20 protein-coding genes are annotated in these 18,179 nt (G+C 57.9%); 12 read left to right on the forward strand and 8 right to left on the reverse strand.

The genetic code is table 11. The features are described 5' to 3' along the window. The first annotated feature begins 86 nt into the window (after positions 1-86). Both Q7F15_RS09550 and Q7F15_RS09555 read left to right on the forward strand, forming a co-directional pair. Positions 87-1,199: a DUF3900 domain-containing protein gene (locus tag Q7F15_RS09550; protein WP_304415475.1), complete on the forward strand. Its 1,113-nt coding sequence runs from the start codon at positions 87-89 to the stop codon at positions 1,197-1,199. Positions 1,200-1,225: 26 nt separating this feature from the next. Further along, a complete protein-coding gene (locus tag Q7F15_RS09555) occupies positions 1,226-2,074 on the forward strand; it encodes a DUF1444 family protein (protein ID WP_304415476.1) in 849 nt (282 codons plus the stop codon). On the opposite strand, the gene Q7F15_RS09560 is transcribed toward Q7F15_RS09555, so the two are convergent. The 3 genes from Q7F15_RS09560 to Q7F15_RS09570 form a co-directional block, all read right to left on the reverse strand. Continuing rightward, positions 2,071-3,012, reverse strand: coding sequence for a hypothetical protein (locus Q7F15_RS09560; RefSeq protein ID WP_304415477.1), 942 nt, complete (start codon positions 3,010-3,012; stop codon positions 2,071-2,073). The two genes, Q7F15_RS09555 and Q7F15_RS09560, sit on opposite strands and share 4 nt — an antisense overlap. A gap of 23 nt (positions 3,013-3,035) precedes the next feature. Then, positions 3,036-4,082 (reverse strand): DUF2515 family protein, encoded by a 1,047-nt coding sequence (locus Q7F15_RS09565; protein ID WP_304415478.1) that lies wholly within the window; start codon positions 4,080-4,082, stop codon positions 3,036-3,038. 146 nt (positions 4,083-4,228) lie between these two features. After that, a complete protein-coding gene (locus Q7F15_RS09570; protein ID WP_171566729.1) occupies positions 4,229-4,369 on the reverse strand; it encodes a hypothetical protein in 141 nt (46 codons plus the stop codon). 101 nt (positions 4,370-4,470) lie between these two features. Here Q7F15_RS09570 and Q7F15_RS09575 point away from each other — a divergent pair, with 101 nt between their 5' ends. Continuing rightward, positions 4,471-4,791 (forward strand): iron-sulfur cluster biosynthesis family protein, encoded by a 321-nt coding sequence (locus Q7F15_RS09575; protein WP_171566730.1) that lies wholly within the window; start codon positions 4,471-4,473, stop codon positions 4,789-4,791. 9 nt (positions 4,792-4,800) lie between these two features. Here the strand turns inward: Q7F15_RS09575 and Q7F15_RS09580 are convergent, their stop codons facing one another. The 4 genes from Q7F15_RS09580 to Q7F15_RS09595 form a co-directional block, all read right to left on the reverse strand. Further along, positions 4,801-5,250, reverse strand: coding sequence for a DUF441 domain-containing protein (locus tag Q7F15_RS09580; RefSeq protein ID WP_304415479.1), 450 nt, complete (start codon positions 5,248-5,250; stop codon positions 4,801-4,803). A gap of 226 nt (positions 5,251-5,476) precedes the next feature. After that, the gene (locus Q7F15_RS09585) at positions 5,477-5,785 is read right to left on the reverse strand and encodes a YfhH family protein (protein ID WP_304415480.1); all 309 of its coding nucleotides are present in this window, start codon (positions 5,783-5,785) and stop codon (positions 5,477-5,479) included. 377 nt (positions 5,786-6,162) lie between these two features. Continuing rightward, positions 6,163-6,786 (reverse strand): cell wall hydrolase, encoded by a 624-nt coding sequence (locus Q7F15_RS09590; RefSeq protein ID WP_304415481.1) that lies wholly within the window; start codon positions 6,784-6,786, stop codon positions 6,163-6,165. Between the two features lie 235 nt (positions 6,787-7,021). Further along, positions 7,022-7,714 carry a peptidylprolyl isomerase gene (locus Q7F15_RS09595; RefSeq protein WP_171566734.1) on the reverse strand — a complete coding sequence of 231 codons (693 nt, stop codon included), beginning with the start codon at positions 7,712-7,714 and terminating at the stop codon, positions 7,022-7,024. 110 nt (positions 7,715-7,824) lie between these two features. Between Q7F15_RS09595 and Q7F15_RS09600 the strand changes: the two genes are divergently transcribed. The 7 genes from Q7F15_RS09600 to Q7F15_RS09630 all read left to right on the forward strand — a co-directional run bounded on the left by Q7F15_RS09600 (position 7,825) and on the right by Q7F15_RS09630 (position 15,173). After that, positions 7,825-9,000 (forward strand): trans-sulfuration enzyme family protein, encoded by a 1,176-nt coding sequence (locus Q7F15_RS09600; protein ID WP_304415482.1) that lies wholly within the window; start codon positions 7,825-7,827, stop codon positions 8,998-9,000. 289 nt (positions 9,001-9,289) lie between these two features. Then, positions 9,290-9,853: an RNA polymerase sigma factor gene (locus Q7F15_RS09605; protein WP_171566778.1), complete on the forward strand. Its 564-nt coding sequence runs from the start codon at positions 9,290-9,292 to the stop codon at positions 9,851-9,853. Next, on the forward strand, positions 9,850-10,923 hold the full coding sequence (locus Q7F15_RS09610; RefSeq protein ID WP_171566736.1) for a PD40 domain-containing protein: 1,074 nt from the start codon (positions 9,850-9,852) through the stop codon (positions 10,921-10,923). Before Q7F15_RS09605 ends, Q7F15_RS09610 begins: the two co-directional genes overlap by 4 nt. Positions 10,924-10,941: 18 nt before the next feature. Continuing rightward, positions 10,942-13,194 (forward strand): DUF8725 domain-containing protein, encoded by a 2,253-nt coding sequence (locus Q7F15_RS09615; RefSeq protein WP_171566737.1) that lies wholly within the window; start codon positions 10,942-10,944, stop codon positions 13,192-13,194. Beyond that, complete coding sequence (locus Q7F15_RS09620; RefSeq protein ID WP_171566738.1) at positions 13,187-14,113, forward strand: ABC transporter ATP-binding protein; 927 nt, start codon at positions 13,187-13,189, stop codon at positions 14,111-14,113. Before Q7F15_RS09615 ends, Q7F15_RS09620 begins: the two co-directional genes overlap by 8 nt. Next, positions 14,113-14,979 (forward strand): ABC transporter permease, encoded by an 867-nt coding sequence (locus tag Q7F15_RS09625; RefSeq protein WP_171566739.1) that lies wholly within the window; start codon positions 14,113-14,115, stop codon positions 14,977-14,979. Before Q7F15_RS09620 ends, Q7F15_RS09625 begins: the two co-directional genes overlap by 1 nt. Before the next feature lie 23 nt (positions 14,980-15,002). Next, entirely contained in the window at positions 15,003-15,173 is a 171-nt protein-coding gene (locus Q7F15_RS09630; protein WP_171566740.1) for a hypothetical protein, read from the forward strand. Positions 15,174-15,223: 50 nt separating this feature from the next. On the opposite strand, the gene Q7F15_RS09635 is transcribed toward Q7F15_RS09630, so the two are convergent. Beyond that, on the reverse strand, positions 15,224-16,141 hold the full coding sequence (locus tag Q7F15_RS09635) for a TIGR01777 family oxidoreductase (protein WP_212132525.1): 918 nt from the start codon (positions 16,139-16,141) through the stop codon (positions 15,224-15,226). A 188-nt stretch (positions 16,142-16,329) separates the two neighbouring features. Here Q7F15_RS09635 and Q7F15_RS09640 point away from each other — a divergent pair, with 188 nt between their 5' ends. Further along, a complete protein-coding gene (locus Q7F15_RS09640; protein WP_216369499.1) occupies positions 16,330-17,766 on the forward strand; it encodes an ATP-binding protein in 1,437 nt (478 codons plus the stop codon). 82 nt (positions 17,767-17,848) lie between these two features. Further along, positions 17,849-18,154, forward strand: coding sequence for a DUF1292 domain-containing protein (locus Q7F15_RS09645; RefSeq protein ID WP_171566742.1), 306 nt, complete (start codon positions 17,849-17,851; stop codon positions 18,152-18,154). Positions 18,155-18,179: the final 25 nt, after the last annotated feature.

The following is an 18,179-nucleotide window of genomic DNA, read 5'->3' on the forward strand; positions in this document are numbered from 1 at the left end:
ATACCATTTTCGGAAAAACGCCTGACCGTTTTTTCCGGCTTTGCTATAATCATGTCGTTCAGATATGGGACAGGAGCGAAGAACGGATGAATTTTGTCATCGATTGGCTGACGTTTTTTTTGATCGAACAACCGGAAGGAGAGGGAGGAGCCAAGCACGTTCGGATGAGCCGGTTCTTGTCCGGGGATGAATATCAGAAAAGCGAGCTGCGCCCGTTCTTGGACGGGGAATTTGCCCGGATTGCCAAGCGCAAGGTGGAGCCGAACCCGAAGAGCGAGGCAAGCCCAACCAAGCTGGGCCGCTTTGTGCTGGAGGAGGGGCATCCGCTGGAGTCCAACCCCAATTACGCCCTGCTGCAGCGGCTCTTGGCCGCAGAGACGCCGGGGGAGAGCAGGGAACCTTGTCAGGAGCTGGTTCAGTCCTATCTGCGCACATCCCAGGTGAGGGGCGGGGTGCTCCTGGTCGTCCGCACACGGCTGGAAACGCTGGACGACCGGTACGTATTCATACTCAAATGCGACTTTGAACAGAAAACGGCCATCATCACTGATGAACACAGCCTGATCGCCAACGTCAACATGGCGATCAGCGCGAAAAACATGAAGTCGCTGATGTACCCGCACATGGTCGAGCAGGGGATGAACGATCCGTATCACGTGAAGATCCATCAATTTTCCCATGCCCGGTACTTTGAAGAATTTATGCGTTTCATTGAATATCCGCAAACGCTGACCCAGCTCGTCTCGGAAGAAGTGCTGTCACTGGCCCGTCAGCACATCGAATACGTCTATCCGGAAGAAACGGAGGAGCGGCTGCGGGCAGAAGAGGAGATCGAGCTGATCGCCGCCAGCCCCAAGCGGGAACTGGCCGAAAAATGGGAACACGACACGGTGATGGAAGCCGCGCAGATCATCACCGAGCGGCAGCCGGAAGCAGAGCTGAAATTCAAGCTGGACCACATGCAGGTGCGGGCACTGTTGGCCGACTACGGGATCAATCTGCACATCGCCAAGACAAACGGCCGGTACGTGGTGCTGCTGGAAGGAGATACGCTGCAGTTTGAACGGGGCGTATCACCTGTGGAATTTGCCAAGCCCAAAAGCCTGCATGAGGTCATAAGCGAGATTGAGGAACGCAGCCGTTCCTGCTCGGCAGCGCCGCCCGCCGCCGATCCGGACGACCGGCCGCCGTGGGAGTGAGATATGACAAACGAGGGGGAATCATCATGACAAACAATGTGCGCCAGTCACTGAAGCGGCGGGTTGTCGAACTGATCGGCAGGGAACTGCCGGACGAGCTGTTTTGCGAAGCGGAGGAGGACAGCCTCAGCATCATGCGGAGAGCGGACCGCTCGCCAGTCGTGTCCGTGATCCCGTTGGAGCCGCTTTATCGCCGCGTAGAGGACAAGCCGGACGAGCGGCGGACGGCTCTATACGCATTTGTCTCCCGCGTGCTCGCCGCCGTTCGCGGGCATACGGCTGATCGCACCTTGGCCGGACGGGAAAGTCGGATCTATCCAGTCCTGCAGCATGCCTCGCTGCTCCGGGAAAATTCCGGGCGCTGGGTGTCTCGTCCGCACACGGAGGAGACGGCCATCCTGTACGCCTTGGACCACGGTGAGGGGTATACCCTGATTGAACGGGAGGCGTTGGCGGAAGCGGGCTGGTCGGAGGAGGAGCTGCACCGCCATGCGATGGCCAATCTGCAGGGACTGCCCGTTCCCATCAAGACACAGCTGGTGGGACTCAACCGCATTCATTTTATCAGTCCGCGCGACGGGTATGCAGCCAGCCGCGTGCTGCTCACATCCATGCTGGAGGAGATGGAACGCAGCAAGACAGGGGATGCCCTCGGCGTGGCTGTTCCCCATCAGGACGTGTTGATCGTGGCCGATCTGCACGGTGAGACCGGGGCCACGCTGCTGGCCCGGCTCGCGCAAGATTTCGCGGCCAAAGGGCCCGTGCCAATCTGTCCGCTTCCCTTTTTCTGGGAAAAGGGTGAATTGGTGCCGTTCCTGGTGGTGCAGCATGGCACTCACCACCGCGTCAGGCGGCAGACGAACCGTCGAGATTAGGCGGCGGATGCACCGGCAGCCTGCATCAGTTCGATAAACCGGCCCGATTCGTGGATGAGCCAGTAGGGATGGCGTGGACCGCGTATGTACAGTTCAGCCGCAGTCTGCAGCATGCGCTCCACCCTGCGCACGTCGCCCACCCGTCTGGCGCATTCTCCCATGATCATCCAGGGGTACAGGTCGCCGGTCTGAAAGATGTCGTAGTGGGGAAAGGCGGCCGTAATGCGCTCGTACAGGCCGCTGGCTGCATCGGGGGAGGCCAGTCCGTACACGATCGGAAACGCCTGGGAGGTGACGTCCGGGTACCACTTGCGCCAGCCGGGATACTTGCGATCGTACATCGCGTAGGCTGCCCGCGCCGGGCTGTACATCGCCGCAATTCCCCTGCGGCAGGCTTCCGCCCGATACTGCGCTTCCTGCGCCAGCGCGTCGTCACCGATAGCTGCAAACAGGGTGGCCGCATCTTCCAGTCCGACGGCCACTTCGCAATTGTCCATCAAATATTTGACCCGATACGAATGCTTCGCCCAGGTCAACCCGTCTTTTTGCTGCAGCCGCCCCACTGCCTGAAGCATTTTGGCCAACTCATCCCGGCGCTGCCGCAGCCAGTCTGTGTCGCCGGTGAGCCGCAGCCACTCCACAAGCAGACTGAAAAGCGTGGCGTGATAGCTGTCCTCGCTGTCGGCATCGCCGGTGTCCACTTCCCGTTCGCCGTCCAGCCGGTAGTCGTTGATGTAACCGCGTTCGTTGACGTGGTCCAGATACCAATCCACGTACTTTCGCACTGCCTCCCCTTCGCCGAGCCGGACCAGGGAGATCAGCGCCAGGTTGGTGAAGTACGGATTGATCTGGACGCGCCTGGGGGCCAGCCGAAATGCGCCGCTCGACAGTTGGCAGCCCAGCAGATACGCCTTCTGGTTTTCGATCAATGATTTCACGCTTCCGACACCTCCACATCGTGTCATTTCATGGCCGTAATCCTCTCCAACCCTTTCTCGGCGAGCTGCAGCGAGCGCAGATACGCCTCGCTCTCCATCGTCGGCAGATCATCCTCGTCTTCCAGCGCCTCCAGCCATTTCTCGTCACGATACCAGTCCACGCCGTCAGCCGGGGCGTGTTCCACATCCGGCCAGACAGCGCTCAGCACTGGGCTGTACAGCTTGGGACAGCCCGGCCGCAGCGCAGTGCCGTCGATGCGCGGCACGTAGACGGGGGCCGCTATTTCGTCGTGAGGTTTGGGAGAAAACAGGTGGGGCCAGTAATCGGCACGCGATCCCGTATGCGGAATGCGCTCCGCCCACCTGACAATCGCCTCGTGCCGTTGGTCATCGGCGTAGAGGAGCCGGTACAGCGTCTTGCCTGTGGATATGCGCTGCCGGACAGCGGGAAAACGGTTTGTCGCGATGCCGACGATGCTCAGCCGCCGGTCGGCGGGATGGGCCTTGTAGGGAAACAACACCTGGTTGAGCGAAAGCACGGACTGCACCTGATCCGTGAGGTTGGCCAAGACCTGCTCTCGGATGAACGGTTTGCGCACCACGCGCTGCTCAATGTACTGCTGTTCGTTGACGATCAGGGCGCGGGTGAGCCGCACGCTGTCCTGCTTTTCCAGAAACTCGCGCCACACTGGCTGCATGAAGCGGGAGACACCGAGGTGGGGCAGGAGGTGAGTCAGATCGGTTCCTGTCCGCTTCATCTCCGCATAGAGCAGCAGTTGGGCGTAGGCGTCGTGAAAAATCAGCCAGTTGTTTCGCTCCAAAAACCAGAAAAACGCCCGGATGTCCTGCTCGTCGATCAGGCGGGGGAGCCATTCGCCGCACAGATCGGTCATGCTCCAGCCGCTGTTGCGGGAGACCAGGTGGGCAAGCAGGGCCCAGTGCACTTCCGGGTGCTCGCGATAGAATGCGAGGTAGGCGGCCGTGCGGCTCACATTGTTGCGGTTGGCTGCCGCTGTCCGCCGACGAATCTCAGCGACCAGCGACATGTCGTGCGTGATGAAGGAAGACATGATGTTGCGCTCCTTGTGCAGTGGTTTTTCAGCAGGTGATACGCCAAGCGGCCCATTGGAGAACAGGGCTTTGGACGTGTCGGTGAAAAGTCATCCAACGGCTTGGGGCGTGAAAAAAGCAGGTCTCTGGCGACCCGCTCCTTCTGTCATCCAATCATTTCCAGAACGAGAAGCCTCATCTGCAGCCTCTCCCAGGCTTCTTCCCATGAGTTTCCGCAAATGACGACCAGTTCCGATTGGTATTCCGCTTCTGCGATGAAGATGCCGTCTCGTTCGTATATGCGCATGTGCAATCGTCCTTTCCTTGCTGCCTTTCAACTATTCTATGCTATGATGGGAAGGAAGATGCATCCAAAACGGACAAGACGGAAGAAATGGAGGACCATGCATGCGTGTAACTTTGACGGATGCAGCCCGTTCTGTTCTCACTGCGCTGGCCAACGAACGAAAGCAGGCGCTGCGAATCAACGGAGAACTGACAGGGGGCTGCGGCATGACGGTGGAATACAGCCTGTGTTGGGACGAACCGCTGAGCGGCGATCGGGTGCTGGAGGTAGAGGGGATGACCCTGTTGGTGGACAAGGAGACCGAGACCTATGTCGGAGCGGAGGAGTTGGTCATCGATTACCGTGAGCAACAGGGCTTTCGGCTGGTGACGCCGCAGGAGATTCTCGCCTACGGCCTGAAGGTCAAGGAGCGGTGGGGCTGACACCGCCGCTCACTTTGGGAGAAATTGCAGGAGAAAGGCGAGCATGCCGGCCGCAATGAGCGGTCCGACCGGGACGCCGCGGAAAAAGGTGACACCAATGATCGTGCCGAGCAAAATGCCGGTGACGACCAGCGGATTTTGCGTCATCAAGCTGGCCCCCTTCCCGCCCAGATAGGCGACAAAAATGCCGATCAGGACGGCGAGAACGGACTGCCAGTGAGTAAAGATGGAAAGAATCGTATCAGGGCGGATCTTGCCGCTCGCCAGAGGCGAAAGCACCCCGATCGTTAACACGACAATGCCAATCTGCAGGCCGTACTGTTCCAGAAAAGGGAACGTTCGCTCCAGGTGGAGCAGGCGGATGAGCAGCAAAATCGCCACCGCAATGGAGACGGCCGGATTGTTGCCGACAATGCCCAGCGCCAGAAGCGCGAGCAGAACAAGATTGATGACATCCATAGTTGACGAAACTCGCTTTCTTTTTTTGCCCCTATTATATCCAATGCGGGCAGTGTGTGGACAATATTTGACAGTCAAGCACCGCATCCGGGCCGTCCATGGAAGGAACGCGCGGCGCTTCTGAAACGGTGTGCAATGAAACAGCCGGCTGCAGCGAAGCGCCGGCTGTGTGGCGTCAGCGTCAATCACAGGGACAACGGCCGCAACCTTCCCCAGCTGCTATCGCCTACACCCACGGCTCCAGCATGCCGACGGGATAGCCGACAGGCTCCGGTGAAGCGGGAAATTTGCCCCAGGCAAACACGCCGTTAAAGTATTCGATCGTAAACGGTTCGTCGTGGCTGTAGACTCGATAGGTACCGCCGACGCGAAACTCTGCGGTTCCGATGTAATACGATTTGGCCAGGAAAAATTTTTGCTGCAGGACGGCGTACTGTGACTCGTCACCGGCCTGCTTCTTTTCTTCTGCCGCGAGGCGCAGCCGTTCCATCTCTTCCTGCAGTTCGGCAAGGGTCATTTGACTGTACAAGCGCACGGTGCCCCCCTCCTTTCATCCCTATCATTGTAACAGGAAACAGGGGTTTCGGCCATGGAGCAAAGGCGGCGGATAAAAAAATGGCACTCCCAATGCAGGAGTGCCCAAGGGTAGGGGGCGATTGAGAAAAAAACCGATGGGCGCGGCGGACGCCGTTGGCAATCAGGCCAAACGTCACCGCCAGCAACAAGGTGCGTCACAGTAATCATGACGAGTTGGGGTCACAATTGAGACTTGCATGACGACAAAAGCATCGGTGCTTTTCTCAATGATTGAAAAAGTGCGTACTGGTACAGATTAGCAAATGATTGTAAACAAACGGTAAAATAAAAATAAAGTTATGTTAAATGTGATGCCAATAACGTGCATGCCTGCGGTCAGCGCGCAAACACGTGGTTGGCGATTCGCACCGTCAGCGGTCTCGTCCGAATCCAATCGGACGTCGCCGTTTTCGGATTGTAGAAGTAGAGGGACCCGCGAGATGGATCCTTGCCGTTAACGGCGTCCCGGACGGCCTTGCGCGCCGTATCGTTCGTCTTATACGTTAGATGGCCGTCATTTACAGGTGAAAAGGCGTTGGGTTGATAGATGACCTCTCGCACCGTGTTGGGAAATTGGGGCGATTTTACACGATTCAATACGACCGCCGCGATGGCCACTTGGCCTTCGTAGGGTTCGCCCCGGCCTTCCGCGTAAACGAGTCGGGCCAGCAGTTCCAGTTCACGTTCGGTCAGCCGAACACGCGCTCTTGTGGCCGTGCGCCGCTCGTCACGACTCGCCCGGACCGCTGGGCGCCGCTCCTGTTGTCGGGGTTCAAGAGTTTTGGGGACGTCCGTCGCCCGTGCCATAGGTCCATGTGGTCGAGGCTCGTTCTGGACGGGCGCGGTTTTTTTCGCCTGGGGTGCCGTTGCGCTGGTCGGCGTCACCAGAAGGCACACCAAGAGCAGCAAAATGCTGCCGGAAAAGAAGAAAAAGCGCGTTCGCGCCTCTCGTTTCATCACGAAGACATCACACTCCTTTTCGCTCTTAGCTTGCGGTCGCGTAAAGCGAATCGGGTCATTTGCAAGTCTATCGGTGAAACAACTGTGGTTCAAGAGGGAATGGATTCCATGCCCGCCAAAACAGCTCAGCCGGACCGCCGCGCGCATTGGGTGAACACGAGCGGACGGAACCGGAAAGGTCGGGCTGCGTCAAAAGCAAACGGCGCCGTCAAGAGACTGGCGCCGTTTGCTCCGCTTATTTTTCCTGAATGGTAATCGTTTTGATTTTGATCGGATCAGCAGGCATGCTCGCTTCGCCCGTAAGCGGGTTGTTTTTCACCTTGACGGATTCAATTTTTTTCACGACGTCCATGCCGCTGATTACCTTGCCGAAGATGGTGTAGTACGGGGTGTGCTTCAGGTTTTTCACATCATCGCCGGAGCCGATGAAGAACTGGCTGCCGTTGGTGTTGGCACCAGCGTTGGCCATGGCGACGACGCCCGGTTCGTAGACGTGGCCGTTGTTCAGCTCGTCTTCGAAATTGTAGCCCGGACCGCCGGTTCCGTTGCCCAGCGGATCGCCTGTCTGGATCATGAAATCCTTGATCACGCGGTGGAACGTCAAACCGTCATAAAACTTGTCCTTTGCCAAAAAGACGAAATTATTTACCGTTATGGGCGCGTCTTTGGCAAACAGTTCCACCGTGATGTCGCCCATCGTCGTGGAGATAACCGCCTGGTATTTTTTGTTTTTGTCAATTTGCATGGCCGGAGGTGTGGCGTACTTTTTCTCGCCCGTCGGCCCCGGCGGCTGTGCCGGTTCCTTGGAATTTTCCTTGACAGGCGGCTTCGGTTGAGGGGGCGCCGTTTCACTGCTTCCGCCGGAACATCCCGCAATCAATGCGGCTGCTGTCAGACATGCGAGTAGGGTGGTAAACAGTCGTTTCATCTTGTGCACCTTCCTTTCCTGCTTGTCCTGATATGGGGACGCAGAGGATTATAGCACAAACATGCAAGAGAACGCCAATAGGGTGGTCGGAATGGCCGGCGCGTGATAGAATGTTAGAAAAGTTGACGCTGGAGGGATTTCAGGTGGGCGAGCACTTCGAGACGAAAACAGTACATATCGGCCACAAGCCGCTTCAACAGGTGGCCAGCAAGTCTACCCCCATTTATCAAACGTCCGTGTTTGCCTTTTCTGGGCTGGAGGATGTAGAGCGATACTACGCAGGAGAAGGAGAGTACCTGTACACCCGCAACGGCAACCCGAACCAAACGGAACTGGCATTGGCTGTTGCCCGGTTGGAACAGGCGGAGGCAGGCGTCAGTGCCGCGTCCGGGATGGGCGCAATCATGGCCGGCCTGCTTGCCGTACTGGGACCGGGCGACCACGTACTCGCCTCCCATGAACTGTACGGCGGAACCTATGCGCTGCTGCACAAGGAACTGTCCCGGTTCGGGATCGAACTGGAGTGCATTGACCTGAGCCGAAAGGAATCGCTGGCGGCCCATGTCCGGCCGCAGACCAAGCTCCTTTTCACCGAGACGATTACCAACCCGCTGCTGTCGGTGCCGGATCTGCCATATTGGATACGCGAAGCAAAACAGTACGGACTCGCCGTCATGGTGGACAACACGTTTGCCACTCCGTATCTGGTCCGGCCGATTCAACTGGGAGCCGATCTGGTGGTGCACAGCGCGACGAAGTACATCGGCGGCCACAGCGACGTCACGGCGGGCGTTCTGGTCGGCCGGCAGGATCTGGTGGAAAGGGCCGCGGAGATCGTGGTCAACTACGGCGCGTCCCTCAGCCCGTTTGAAGCGTGGCTGACCGCCCGCGGGCTGAAGACGTTGGCGCTGCGCATGGAGCGGCAGTGCGACAACGCGAGTGCAGTGGCGCAGTTTTTACGGAACCATCCGGCGGTCAAGCACACCTATTATCCGGACCCGGCTTCCACTTCGTTTTTTCACACCGACAAGCAAGGGGCGATGATCTCGTTCTGCCTGGCGGACGAAGAAAAGGTGTACGACTTCTTCCGCTCCCTCGACTGGATCAAGCTGGCCCCGTCTCTGGCGGGTGTGGAGACAAGCGTGTCTCATCCCGTCACCACCTCCCACCGCGCATTGTCGGAAGAGCAGCGGCGGGAAGCCGGCATCACCCAGGGGCTGATTCGCCTTTCGGTCGGCATAGAGGCGGTAGAGGACATCATCGCCGAACTGGACCGGGCACTCTAGGTCCTGAGACGGCAGCTTTGCATCACCTCAAAAAATTTTCTGCCAGCCTTGTGACTTTTTTCCGCCTCCATACGTAATACTCATTTGGATAATAAAGCATCTGTATGAGGTCCGTTCACGGGACGGCCGCATTCGCGGATGCTTTTTCCTCGTCCGCAAGCGCTGACCGGAAAGGGGTGCTTGCTTTTGCGTTTGAAACGAGAAGACCTGACCGCGTCGGAGTGTGCCCGCGTCGTTGGAACACGGCGATCGGGCTTCCGGCCGATACGGCGGGGTGGAGGAAATCACGATGGCAATGGCGATGAAGCGTTCGACGCGCCCGTCGTCAGACTCTTCGGCCGAGTATTACGAGTCCCGCGATTTTACCGAGTTGTACGACGAGTACTTTGACCGCGTCAACCGCTATTTGCGCTGCCGCGTGCAAAATCCGTGGGATGCCGACGACTTGACGACGACAGTGTTTTTAAAAGCGCTTGAAAAATTTGATCAATACAGCAGAACAAGTCCGTTTGCTTCCTGGATATTTCGCATCGCTCACAATACGTACGTCGATTTCATGCGAAAAAACCGGGAGTTTCCAGTCGATCAGGACGACCTGCTCGGCGGTGAACCGGACGATACATGGCAGCCGGAACGGCAGGCGCTGACCAACGAAGAGATTCGCCTGCTGCGCGACCGGTTGGACAAGTTGACGCAGGATCAGCGTGACGTCCTGACCCTGCGTTATTTTGCCGATCTGAAAATCAGCCAGGTGGCGGAAGTGCTGGGCAAAACGGAATCGAGCGTAAAGATGATCTCCTATCGCGCTTTGCATCAGCTACAGAAGATGTACGAAAGGGGAGAGGGCGAATGAGAGACGAGAAGCACATCCCCACCGACTGGTCAGAAGATCATTCCGTCGCCCAACTGCTGGCCCATCTGCAAAAGCTTCGCCGGTCCGTGCCGGTGAACTACCAGCTGAAAGCGGAGTTGAAAAAACAGCTGTTGCAGCGGATCAAGGAACTGGACAAGGAGCGGCAGCAAAGCCTGGTGGGGTCCCGGCCAAACAGGTTCCGCCTGGTCTGGAGCCTGGCAGGCGGGGTGGTCCTGCTCGTGCTGGCTGTCTGGTACGGCTTCTGGCCGCATGGTGTGCTGTCGGTTCGGCAGCCGTCGCTGCTCGCCATGGAAGCGGTGATCGATCAGGAGCGGGTCGATCTGAATGCCGACGGTACGCGGATCGCGTACGTGACGGGCGGTTCAACCATCCGCACGTATGCGCTGCATGAGCCAGATAAAAAAGTGGACCTGTCACTGCCGGTCGATCACGGCGATTTCACTTCCCTGTCCTGGAGCAATCGGGCCGACCAGTTGGCCGTGGTGGAGCAGCAGGGAGAGACGTCCCGGCTCTGGATCGTGGACGTGCCCGACGACAAGCAGTCGGGCAGCAGCCGTTTGATCAAGGAGGAAGAGGGGGCTGCGTTTCGTTCTCCCAATTGGTCGCCGGCCGACGACAGCATTGTCTATACGCGCACGAGCGACGGCGTGGAGGAGATATGGGTAAGCAGCATCGTTTCCATGCGGGATTGGAAGGTGGCAGAAGGCAGTCAACCGGAGTGGTCGCCCGACGGACGCCTGCTTGCCTTTACAAAACAGGGCAGCGTGTTCGTGATGGAAATGCGCTCCGGTCGGACTACGCTCGTCGGTCGAGGCGGCTGGCCGTCCTGGAACAGTGAGTCCAGCCTGACGTTCACCACTCCGGAAGGCACCCTCGCGGAAGCGGAAGTAAACGAACAGCCGCCTGTGCTAAAAGAGGTGCCGATCCGATCATGGAAGGGCGGACGTCTGGTGCGGGCTCACTGGGCGGCTGACCGCGAGCACTTGCTGCTGCTCCAGGCTGGCGACGAGACAGAGAACACATTGGTCGTCTCACTGGCGTCACGATAACGAGCGGAGGAGAACGAGATGAACAGGAGTTGGCTGCTCGTCTTCGCGGTCGTGTGGTTGAGTTTCGCCGCTCAGCCGGCTGCCGCCGAAGGCAGCGTTGAGATGAAAGTACACATGCCGTTCAACGGAGTGTTCAAATACGATGCCTGGGTACGACTGGAAGTGACCGTGCACTCGCAGGAACAGCCGTTTTCCGGTTTGGTCGAGCTGTCCAATGCAAGAAAACCGAGAAAAACCGGGTATGGCGTGCTTCGGCAGCCGGTAAAGCTGACGGCAGGCGAAAGCAAGACGATCGCCTTTGACATGCCGGCGCAATTGTTTTTGGAAGAATGGCGGCTCTGGCTGACCCAGGGTGACAAGGTGGTCGCGTCGGAAAAGCTGCGGATGCGTTTTCCCAATGAGGGACGCATCATTGGCGTGCTGGATTCCGGCAGCGGCGCTTTTCATGTATTGACGCTGACACAGCGGCAGATGGACGGCGGCCACGTCCTCGTGCAAAACCTGACCGCCGAGATGCTGCCGGACGAGCCATGGCTGTACCGCAACCTGGATATTCTCGCGCTGAGTGGAGAACAGGTGAAGCAGCTGCGCGATGAACAGGTAAGGGCGATTACAGAGTGGATCAAGAGCGGCGGCGTCGTCATTTTGTCCGCCGGACCCGGTCAGGAGGAAGCAGTCCGGCGGTTTGCCGATGTTTTGCCGATCGAGCCGAAAAGCGGACGCGTCGATCTGAAACAGGCGCTCTCTGCCTATATGCCGGCGAAAAATCTGCCTGACGGAAGCATTCCCGTTTTCAACAGCACGCTGCCGCTGTTCGTTGCCCAAGAGGCGGGCCACGGCCGGCTGCTGTTTGTCAATTATGACGTGACGACAGAGCCGCTTGCGTCCTGGCAGCACGGTGACGAGTTGTGGCAAAACGTCCTGATCCGTCATGGTGTGCAGGATGTGCTCGAACAGGGACGGCGCATCAACCAGTTCAATCGCCACTTGCTCGAGCTGAGCCGCTACATTCCCGACGTGCAACCGCCTCATCCCGTCTGGATCGCCGTGCTGTGGGTCGTGTACGTAGGGGCGGTGGCCCCCGGCACTTATTTGCTGTTGAAACGGTTGAACCGGCGGCAGTGGGCGTGGGGCGTCATTCCGGGAATGGCTGTGCTCTTGATGGTCGGGGTCATTTTCATCGGCAAGCCGATGGTCGTCCGGGAAAACAGCAGTTACTCCGTCAATCGGGTGCGGATTCTCGATGAGCAGCTGGCTGAGGTGGAGTCCGCGTCCACGTTTCTTTCGGTCAGCAAAGATCGTTTCAGGACGGAGGTCCAGCCGGGGATTGTTGCCCTGCCGCTTTCCTACAACCGATATAATTTCCAACCGGACGGGTTGATGTCGGAAAAGCAGGCGGACACGACATACGTCCTGGAGTTTCAGAAAGTGCCGTATCTGACGCCGCGGCAGGTGGTCGGATTCGGACTGATGCGCGATGCAGGCGAGTTTGCGGCCAGTCTTTACGTGCGAAAAGACAGGCTGCGCGGGACGGTGACCAACAACACGGCATTTCCGCTGGAGACGGCCTACGTGGAGGTGGGACCGCAGCGGATTCCGCTCGGCAGCATGCGGCCGGGAGAAACGAAGCGGGTCGACGCCAAACTGGAGCCGCTCTACCTGCCCAGCCGAAGTGATTACGAGAATACGAGTCCCTCTGTGGAAGAGCGTATCCACTGGATGAAGGACGACGTGCTGTCAGTCGAGGGCGGTGATTCTGTGCGAATTCTCGGCGTCAACAGCCAGCCCATCCCGCTCATCACCTTTCAGGAAGAGCATCGTTCCCACTACTGGAACGTGATCAGCCAAACGGTGCGGCTTCAACCGGATAAGCGCGGCGTGATCACGTATCCGTACGGTCTGCTGGACGTGAGCATACAAGAGTCGACCGGAGAATTGGAGCCGAAATCGCCTTATCTGTGGGATGTGGCAAAAGGCAGCGTCACGTTTTCGCTGAAGCTGGGTCAGGCGAGACACCACGCGGAGCGGCTCATCGTGCCGCTCGACCACAGTTCGTTCCGCCCGTTTCAGAAAGCGATTTTCCACCAAAAGAGCGGACAGTGGAAGCCGCTGCCAAGAGACAAGCGATTGGTCCTCGAGGCGGACTTGAGCGAGTACCTGACGCCCGATGGCACTGTCCTGCTTCGCTTCTCCCACCCGGGTGCAAAGCGTCTTTCGCTGCCGATCCCGTTCTTCCAGGTAGAGGGGAGGGAACCTGTCCGCCATGATTGAAACGATCCATCTGAGCAAGCGATACGGCAGCCTGCGGGCGCTTAGCGACCTCAATCTGCGGATTGAGCAGGGAAAGGTGTTCGGCTTCATCGGTCCCAATGGCGCGGGGAAGACGACCACCATGCAGATTTTGTCCACGTTGCTGGAGCCGAGTGAGGGACAGGCGTTTGTCTGCGGCTACGACGTGATGAAGGAGCCTGCGGACGTTCGGCAGTCGATTGGGTACATGCCTGATTTTTTCGGCGTTTATGACAACCTGACGGTGCGAGAGTACCTGGACTTTTACGCCGGGGCCTACAAGATTCCGGCGAACAAACGGAATGCCCTGATCGCCGATCTGCTGGAATTGGTCAACCTGTCCAACAAAGTGGACGCCTACGTCGATTCGCTCTCCCGGGGCATGCAGCAGCGTCTGGGACTGGCGCGGTGCCTGGTCCACGATCCCGCGGTGCTGATTCTGGACGAGCCCGCTTCCGGACTTGACCCGCGCGCCCGCATTGAGCTCAGGGAAATCCTGAAACAGCTTCGCGCGATGGGCAAGACGATCCTGATCAGCTCCCACATTCTGCCAGAGTTGGCGGAGCTGTGCGACGAGATCGGCGTGATCGAGCAGGGCAGGCTGATCGCCTGCGGAGCGCTGGATGACGTGAGCGTCCGAGCCCGCGGCATTACGCTCATGCTGGTGCGGACGCTGACCAATCGCCATCAGGCGGGACACGTTCTGTCACAGTGTCCCCTGGTAAAGGATCTGGAGGAACAGGAAGACGGGTTTCGCTTTCGGTTTGTCGGAGGCGAAGCGGAAAAAGCCCAATTGCTGCAAGAATTGGTGAACGCGGGTGCGACTGTCACGTACTTTGGCGAGTCCAGCGAAAACCTGGAAGCCGTCTTTTTGGCCATCACGGAAGGAGTGGGAGGCTGATGCGGGATTTTCTGTCCAATCCGATCCTCGTCAAGGAACTGCGGGAACGGTTCCGCACAAAGCGGACCGTGTGGATTCTCACGCTGTTTCTGCTGATCATGGGAGGCATTCCGCTTGGGCTGCTGCTGATCAGCCCGTCCAGTGCGGGAACGCTGGGAGAAAACGGGGAACTGTTCCTCATCTCGGCAGCGATCCATTACGCCATGATCTGCTTTGTCGTTCCGGCGCTGACAGCGGGCGCCATCAGCGGCGAGAGGGAACGTCAGACGCTCAACATTTTGCTCACTACCCAGCTGTCGCCCCGCACGATCGTCTGGAGCAAGCTGGTCACGTCGCTCGCCTTTACCAGCCTGCTTCTGACCGCGTCCATGCCCCTGTACAGCCTGGTCATGCTGTACGGCAACGTGTCGCCGGAACAGGTGGTGAAGCTGGTCCTGTTCTTCGCCGTCAACATCCTTTTTCTGGGATCGCTTGGCTTGTTCTGTTCCACCTGGATCAAGCGAACCGCCGTCAGCACGATTACCGCGTACGGCATCGCGTTTTGCTTTGTCGTCGGAACCGGCCTGCTGTTTTTCTTCCTCGGCGAAATTTTGCAGCAGATCGATCCGGAACGGTATTCCCAGGCAGTGGTGTGGAGTCTTCCGGAACTGCAAATTCTGGCTGGAATCAACCCGGTGATCGTGCTCTTCGCCATCCTCGACGATTCGCTGATGCCGTCGGTGGAGTTTGCCTTTACCCCCTGGCTGTTTTTTGCCTGCTGTTACCTGGCGCTGAGCGTGCTGTTCATGCTGTGGAGCGGATATCTGCTGAAACCGGTGCGGCGCAGGTGGTGGAGTTGGAAGAAGCGCCCGGTTCGTGTACAATAGGAAGGGTATAAGGGGGGAACGTCGTGAGCGACCAGCAAGTCCAGATTCTCGACTTTGAAGAACTGCTTCGGTATATCGAACGCCGCCTCGCCGAATCCGGCAAATACGTCCAGCGGGATGCCATCATTGCCATCTTGCAGGCGGAAGAGGCGTTCCTGATGGAAAAAGGCGTGCTGCAAGAAGTAAAAGAATAGAATCGAGGGCAGCCTGCGGGGGGACCGCAGGCTGTTTCTTTTTGGCGGGACTACGGCTTGCCGAGCAGGTCGAACAGCGCTGCCTCCAGGTCGGGATGGCGGAAGCGAAAACCGTGATCCGCCAACCGCTTTGGCACACAATTTCTGCCGGTCAGCGCCAGGCTTGGTTCCGTCCGCATGAAGACGTATGCTCCCAGCCACACCAGAGGCGCAGGAGTCGGGGGTGCCCACCCCTTGTTCAGCACCTTTCTCAGCACAGCCATGAATTCCTTGTTTGTGACCGGGTGCGGCCCGGTCGCGTTGTAGATGCCGGTCATCCTGTCGTCTTCGACAGCTGCGAGGAAGATCTGGTTCATATCGTCAATATGCAGCCAGCTGATGTACTGATTGCCCTTCCCGATGGTTCCTCCTAGGTTGTACCGGGTCAGCTTGATCATCGGTTCAAGCGCGCCGCCGTCGCGACCCAGCACAAAGCCGATCCGCAATAGCACTTGTCTGGTCGAAGGCAGCTCCCTGGAAAAAAAGGCTGTTTCCCATTGTTTGCAGACGTCAGCGGAAAATCCCGTTCCATGTGGGGCATCCTCGTCGCAGAGGTTTCGCGTGTCGCCGAAAATGGCCAGGGACCCCGCCTGAACAAAGACTTTGGGCGGATGCTTGCAGGTCAAAATGGTGTCGGCCAACACGTTGACGGAATCCAGGCGGGAGCGGATGATTTCGTCCCGGTTTTTTTTGGTATAGATGCAGTTGACGCTTTTCCCGGTGAGGTTGATGACGGCATGGCTTCCGTCGATTTCGTCCGTCCACGTGTCGATGGTCGCGCCGTCCCAGTGAACGTACCGGACATGATTTCGTTCGGTCGACGCGCCTCTCGTCAAGATGACGACGTCATATCCTTTCTGAGTCAACAACGCAGCCAGTGATTGCCCAAGAAAACCGGAACCCCCTGCGAGAATGATTTTTTTCTTCACACGACCACCCTTTCTCGGAGAGATGTGCCCACAACCCATCCAATTATACCAAAAATAGAAAGATTTTGACAAAACCATGCGGGCGCAGATTGCGGAAGATACGATTTTTTTAGGAAAAAAGAGGAAACGTGGAAGGCACAGCGAATTCTTGTTGCATCTCATTCTCAGGGTAAAGGAGTGCTCGCCTGTTGCAAGCAGGGATCTACACCGGAAAACCGTCGGTCGACTTGAACAAGGACGAACTACGCCGAACTGTGGAAAATCTGCACAATCACATTTTCAAGTACAAGCGTGACGCAGACGGTCAGTTCGTGTTCACCCTCTCGGAAGGAAAGTTGGCCAGAGAGTTCGGACTGACGACGGACAGCATCAGCGGCAAGCGGCTGCAAGACGTATTGCAGTTGTGCAGCGATGACATCATGTCCATGTACGAAAAGGCGTATGACGGCCATGTGGTGGAGTATGAGTCAACCATGGGGGAACGAATTTTTACGACGACCCTCTCCCCGATCATCGAACAGGGGCGGGTCGTGGAAGTGGTCGGCTCCTCGACGGAGATTACGGAGCGCAAGCGCATCGAGCATGAACTGCAGGAAGCGGAGGAATTGTACCGCAGTCTGGTCGAGGACACGTTGGTCGGCGTGTACATTGCGTACGTGAACGAACACAGCTTCGTCTACGTCAATCCCCGCATGGCCGAGATGTTCGGCTACACCCAGGAGGACATGATGCGGCTGGGAGCGGTCGATCTGGTCGTGCCGCAGGAACGGGAGATTGTGCTGAAAAACCAGAGCCGCCGCAGCAAGGGAGACCGCTCGCCCATTCGTTATCAGTTTCACGGTCTGCGCAGCGACGGCAACATTGTTCATCTCGAAGTGCTGCAGAAGACCACGATCTACAAGGGGAAGCCGGCCGTAATCGGCATTCTGCAGGACATCACGGAGCGAAAACAGGCGGAGGAGATGGTCCGCAAGTCGGAACTGCTCTCCGTCATCGGTCAGCTGGCGGCCGGAGTGGCGCACGAGATCCGCAACCCCCTGACCTCGCTCAAGGGCTTTTTGCAGCTGATGTACTCCCACCATCAGGACAAGCAGCAGTACTTTACCATCATGTTGTCGGAGTTAAACCGGATCGACAAAATTATCAGTGAACTGCTCGTGCTGGCCAAACCGCAGGACATCGCCTTCAAGGAGAGGGACGTCGTTCCCATGCTGGAGCATATTATCGTGCTGGCGGAGACACACGCCGTCATGCACAACGTCCGCATCTTCATCCATCACGAACCCAATCTGCCTGCGGTCATGTGCGAGGAGAACCAGCTCAAACAGGTGTTTCTCAATCTTTTGAAAAACGCCATCGAGGCCATGCCGGACGGAGGCGAAGTGCACGTGAGCGTGCGGCGGGAGGAAGACACGGTTGTCATCAGCTTCCGCGATCAAGGCTGCGGCATTCCCGAAGATCGCCTGGCGAGACTGGGGGAGCCGTTTTACACGACCAAGGAGAACGGGACAGGTCTGGGGTTGATGGTCAGCTACCGGATTATTCACAACCACGGCGGAACCATTTCCGTCACGAGTCAGCTGCACCAAGGTTCCACCTTCGAGGTGAGGCTGCCTGTCAGCTGACAGCCATGCGTGTTTGCGTCTTTGCGAAAAAACCTGTATGATGGACACGTATCATGAATCTTTCAATAAGGACGTGAACACATTGACCGCAGAAAACAAAGACCTGGAACTGGGCGACATCATTACGCTGGACGACGAAAACGGCGAACCGCTTGGCGACTTCGAAGTCATCGCCTTGTTTGAACTAAACGGAAAGGAATACGTCGCCTTGACCGACGCTGTTGAAGACGAGGCGCAAGCAGACGACGTGGATGAAGAAGTGGACATCTTCGTATTCCAGGTCGACGGCGGTGAAATGGTGCCGCTGGAGGAAAACGAGGAAGCAGCCGTCTACGTCAAGCTCAACGAAGTGCTGGAAGGCATCGAACTGGTCGACGAAACAAAGTAAGCATCACAAAAACACATGCAATAAA

Source organism: Brevibacillus aydinogluensis, assembly GCF_961514395.1.
GTDB lineage: Bacteria > Bacillota > Bacilli > Brevibacillales > Brevibacillaceae > Brevibacillus > Brevibacillus aydinogluensis.

Coding starts and splice junctions, on each gene's coding strand:
- Q7F15_RS09570 (WP_171566729.1), bottom strand. CDS start 4,369: ATGCGCATATACGAACGAGACGGCATCTTCATCGCAGAAGCGGAATAC.
- Q7F15_RS09550 (WP_304415475.1), top strand. CDS start 87: ATGAATTTTGTCATCGATTGGCTGACGTTTTTTTTGATCGAACAACCG.
- Q7F15_RS09555 (WP_304415476.1), top strand. CDS start 1,226: ATGACAAACAATGTGCGCCAGTCACTGAAGCGGCGGGTTGTCGAACTG.
- Q7F15_RS09620 (WP_171566738.1), top strand. CDS start 13,187: ATGATTGAAACGATCCATCTGAGCAAGCGATACGGCAGCCTGCGGGCG.
- Q7F15_RS09605 (WP_171566778.1), top strand. CDS start 9,290: ATGGCAATGGCGATGAAGCGTTCGACGCGCCCGTCGTCAGACTCTTCG.
- Q7F15_RS09575 (WP_171566730.1), top strand. CDS start 4,471: ATGCGTGTAACTTTGACGGATGCAGCCCGTTCTGTTCTCACTGCGCTG.
- Q7F15_RS09580 (WP_304415479.1), bottom strand. CDS start 5,250: ATGGATGTCATCAATCTTGTTCTGCTCGCGCTTCTGGCGCTGGGCATT.
- Q7F15_RS09625 (WP_171566739.1), top strand. CDS start 14,113: ATGCGGGATTTTCTGTCCAATCCGATCCTCGTCAAGGAACTGCGGGAA.
- Q7F15_RS09610 (WP_171566736.1), top strand. CDS start 9,850: ATGAGAGACGAGAAGCACATCCCCACCGACTGGTCAGAAGATCATTCC.
- Q7F15_RS09595 (WP_171566734.1), bottom strand. CDS start 7,714: ATGAAACGACTGTTTACCACCCTACTCGCATGTCTGACAGCAGCCGCA.
- Q7F15_RS09600 (WP_304415482.1), top strand. CDS start 7,825: ATGTTAGAAAAGTTGACGCTGGAGGGATTTCAGGTGGGCGAGCACTTC.
- Q7F15_RS09565 (WP_304415478.1), bottom strand. CDS start 4,082: ATGTCTTCCTTCATCACGCACGACATGTCGCTGGTCGCTGAGATTCGT.
- Q7F15_RS09615 (WP_171566737.1), top strand. CDS start 10,942: ATGAACAGGAGTTGGCTGCTCGTCTTCGCGGTCGTGTGGTTGAGTTTC.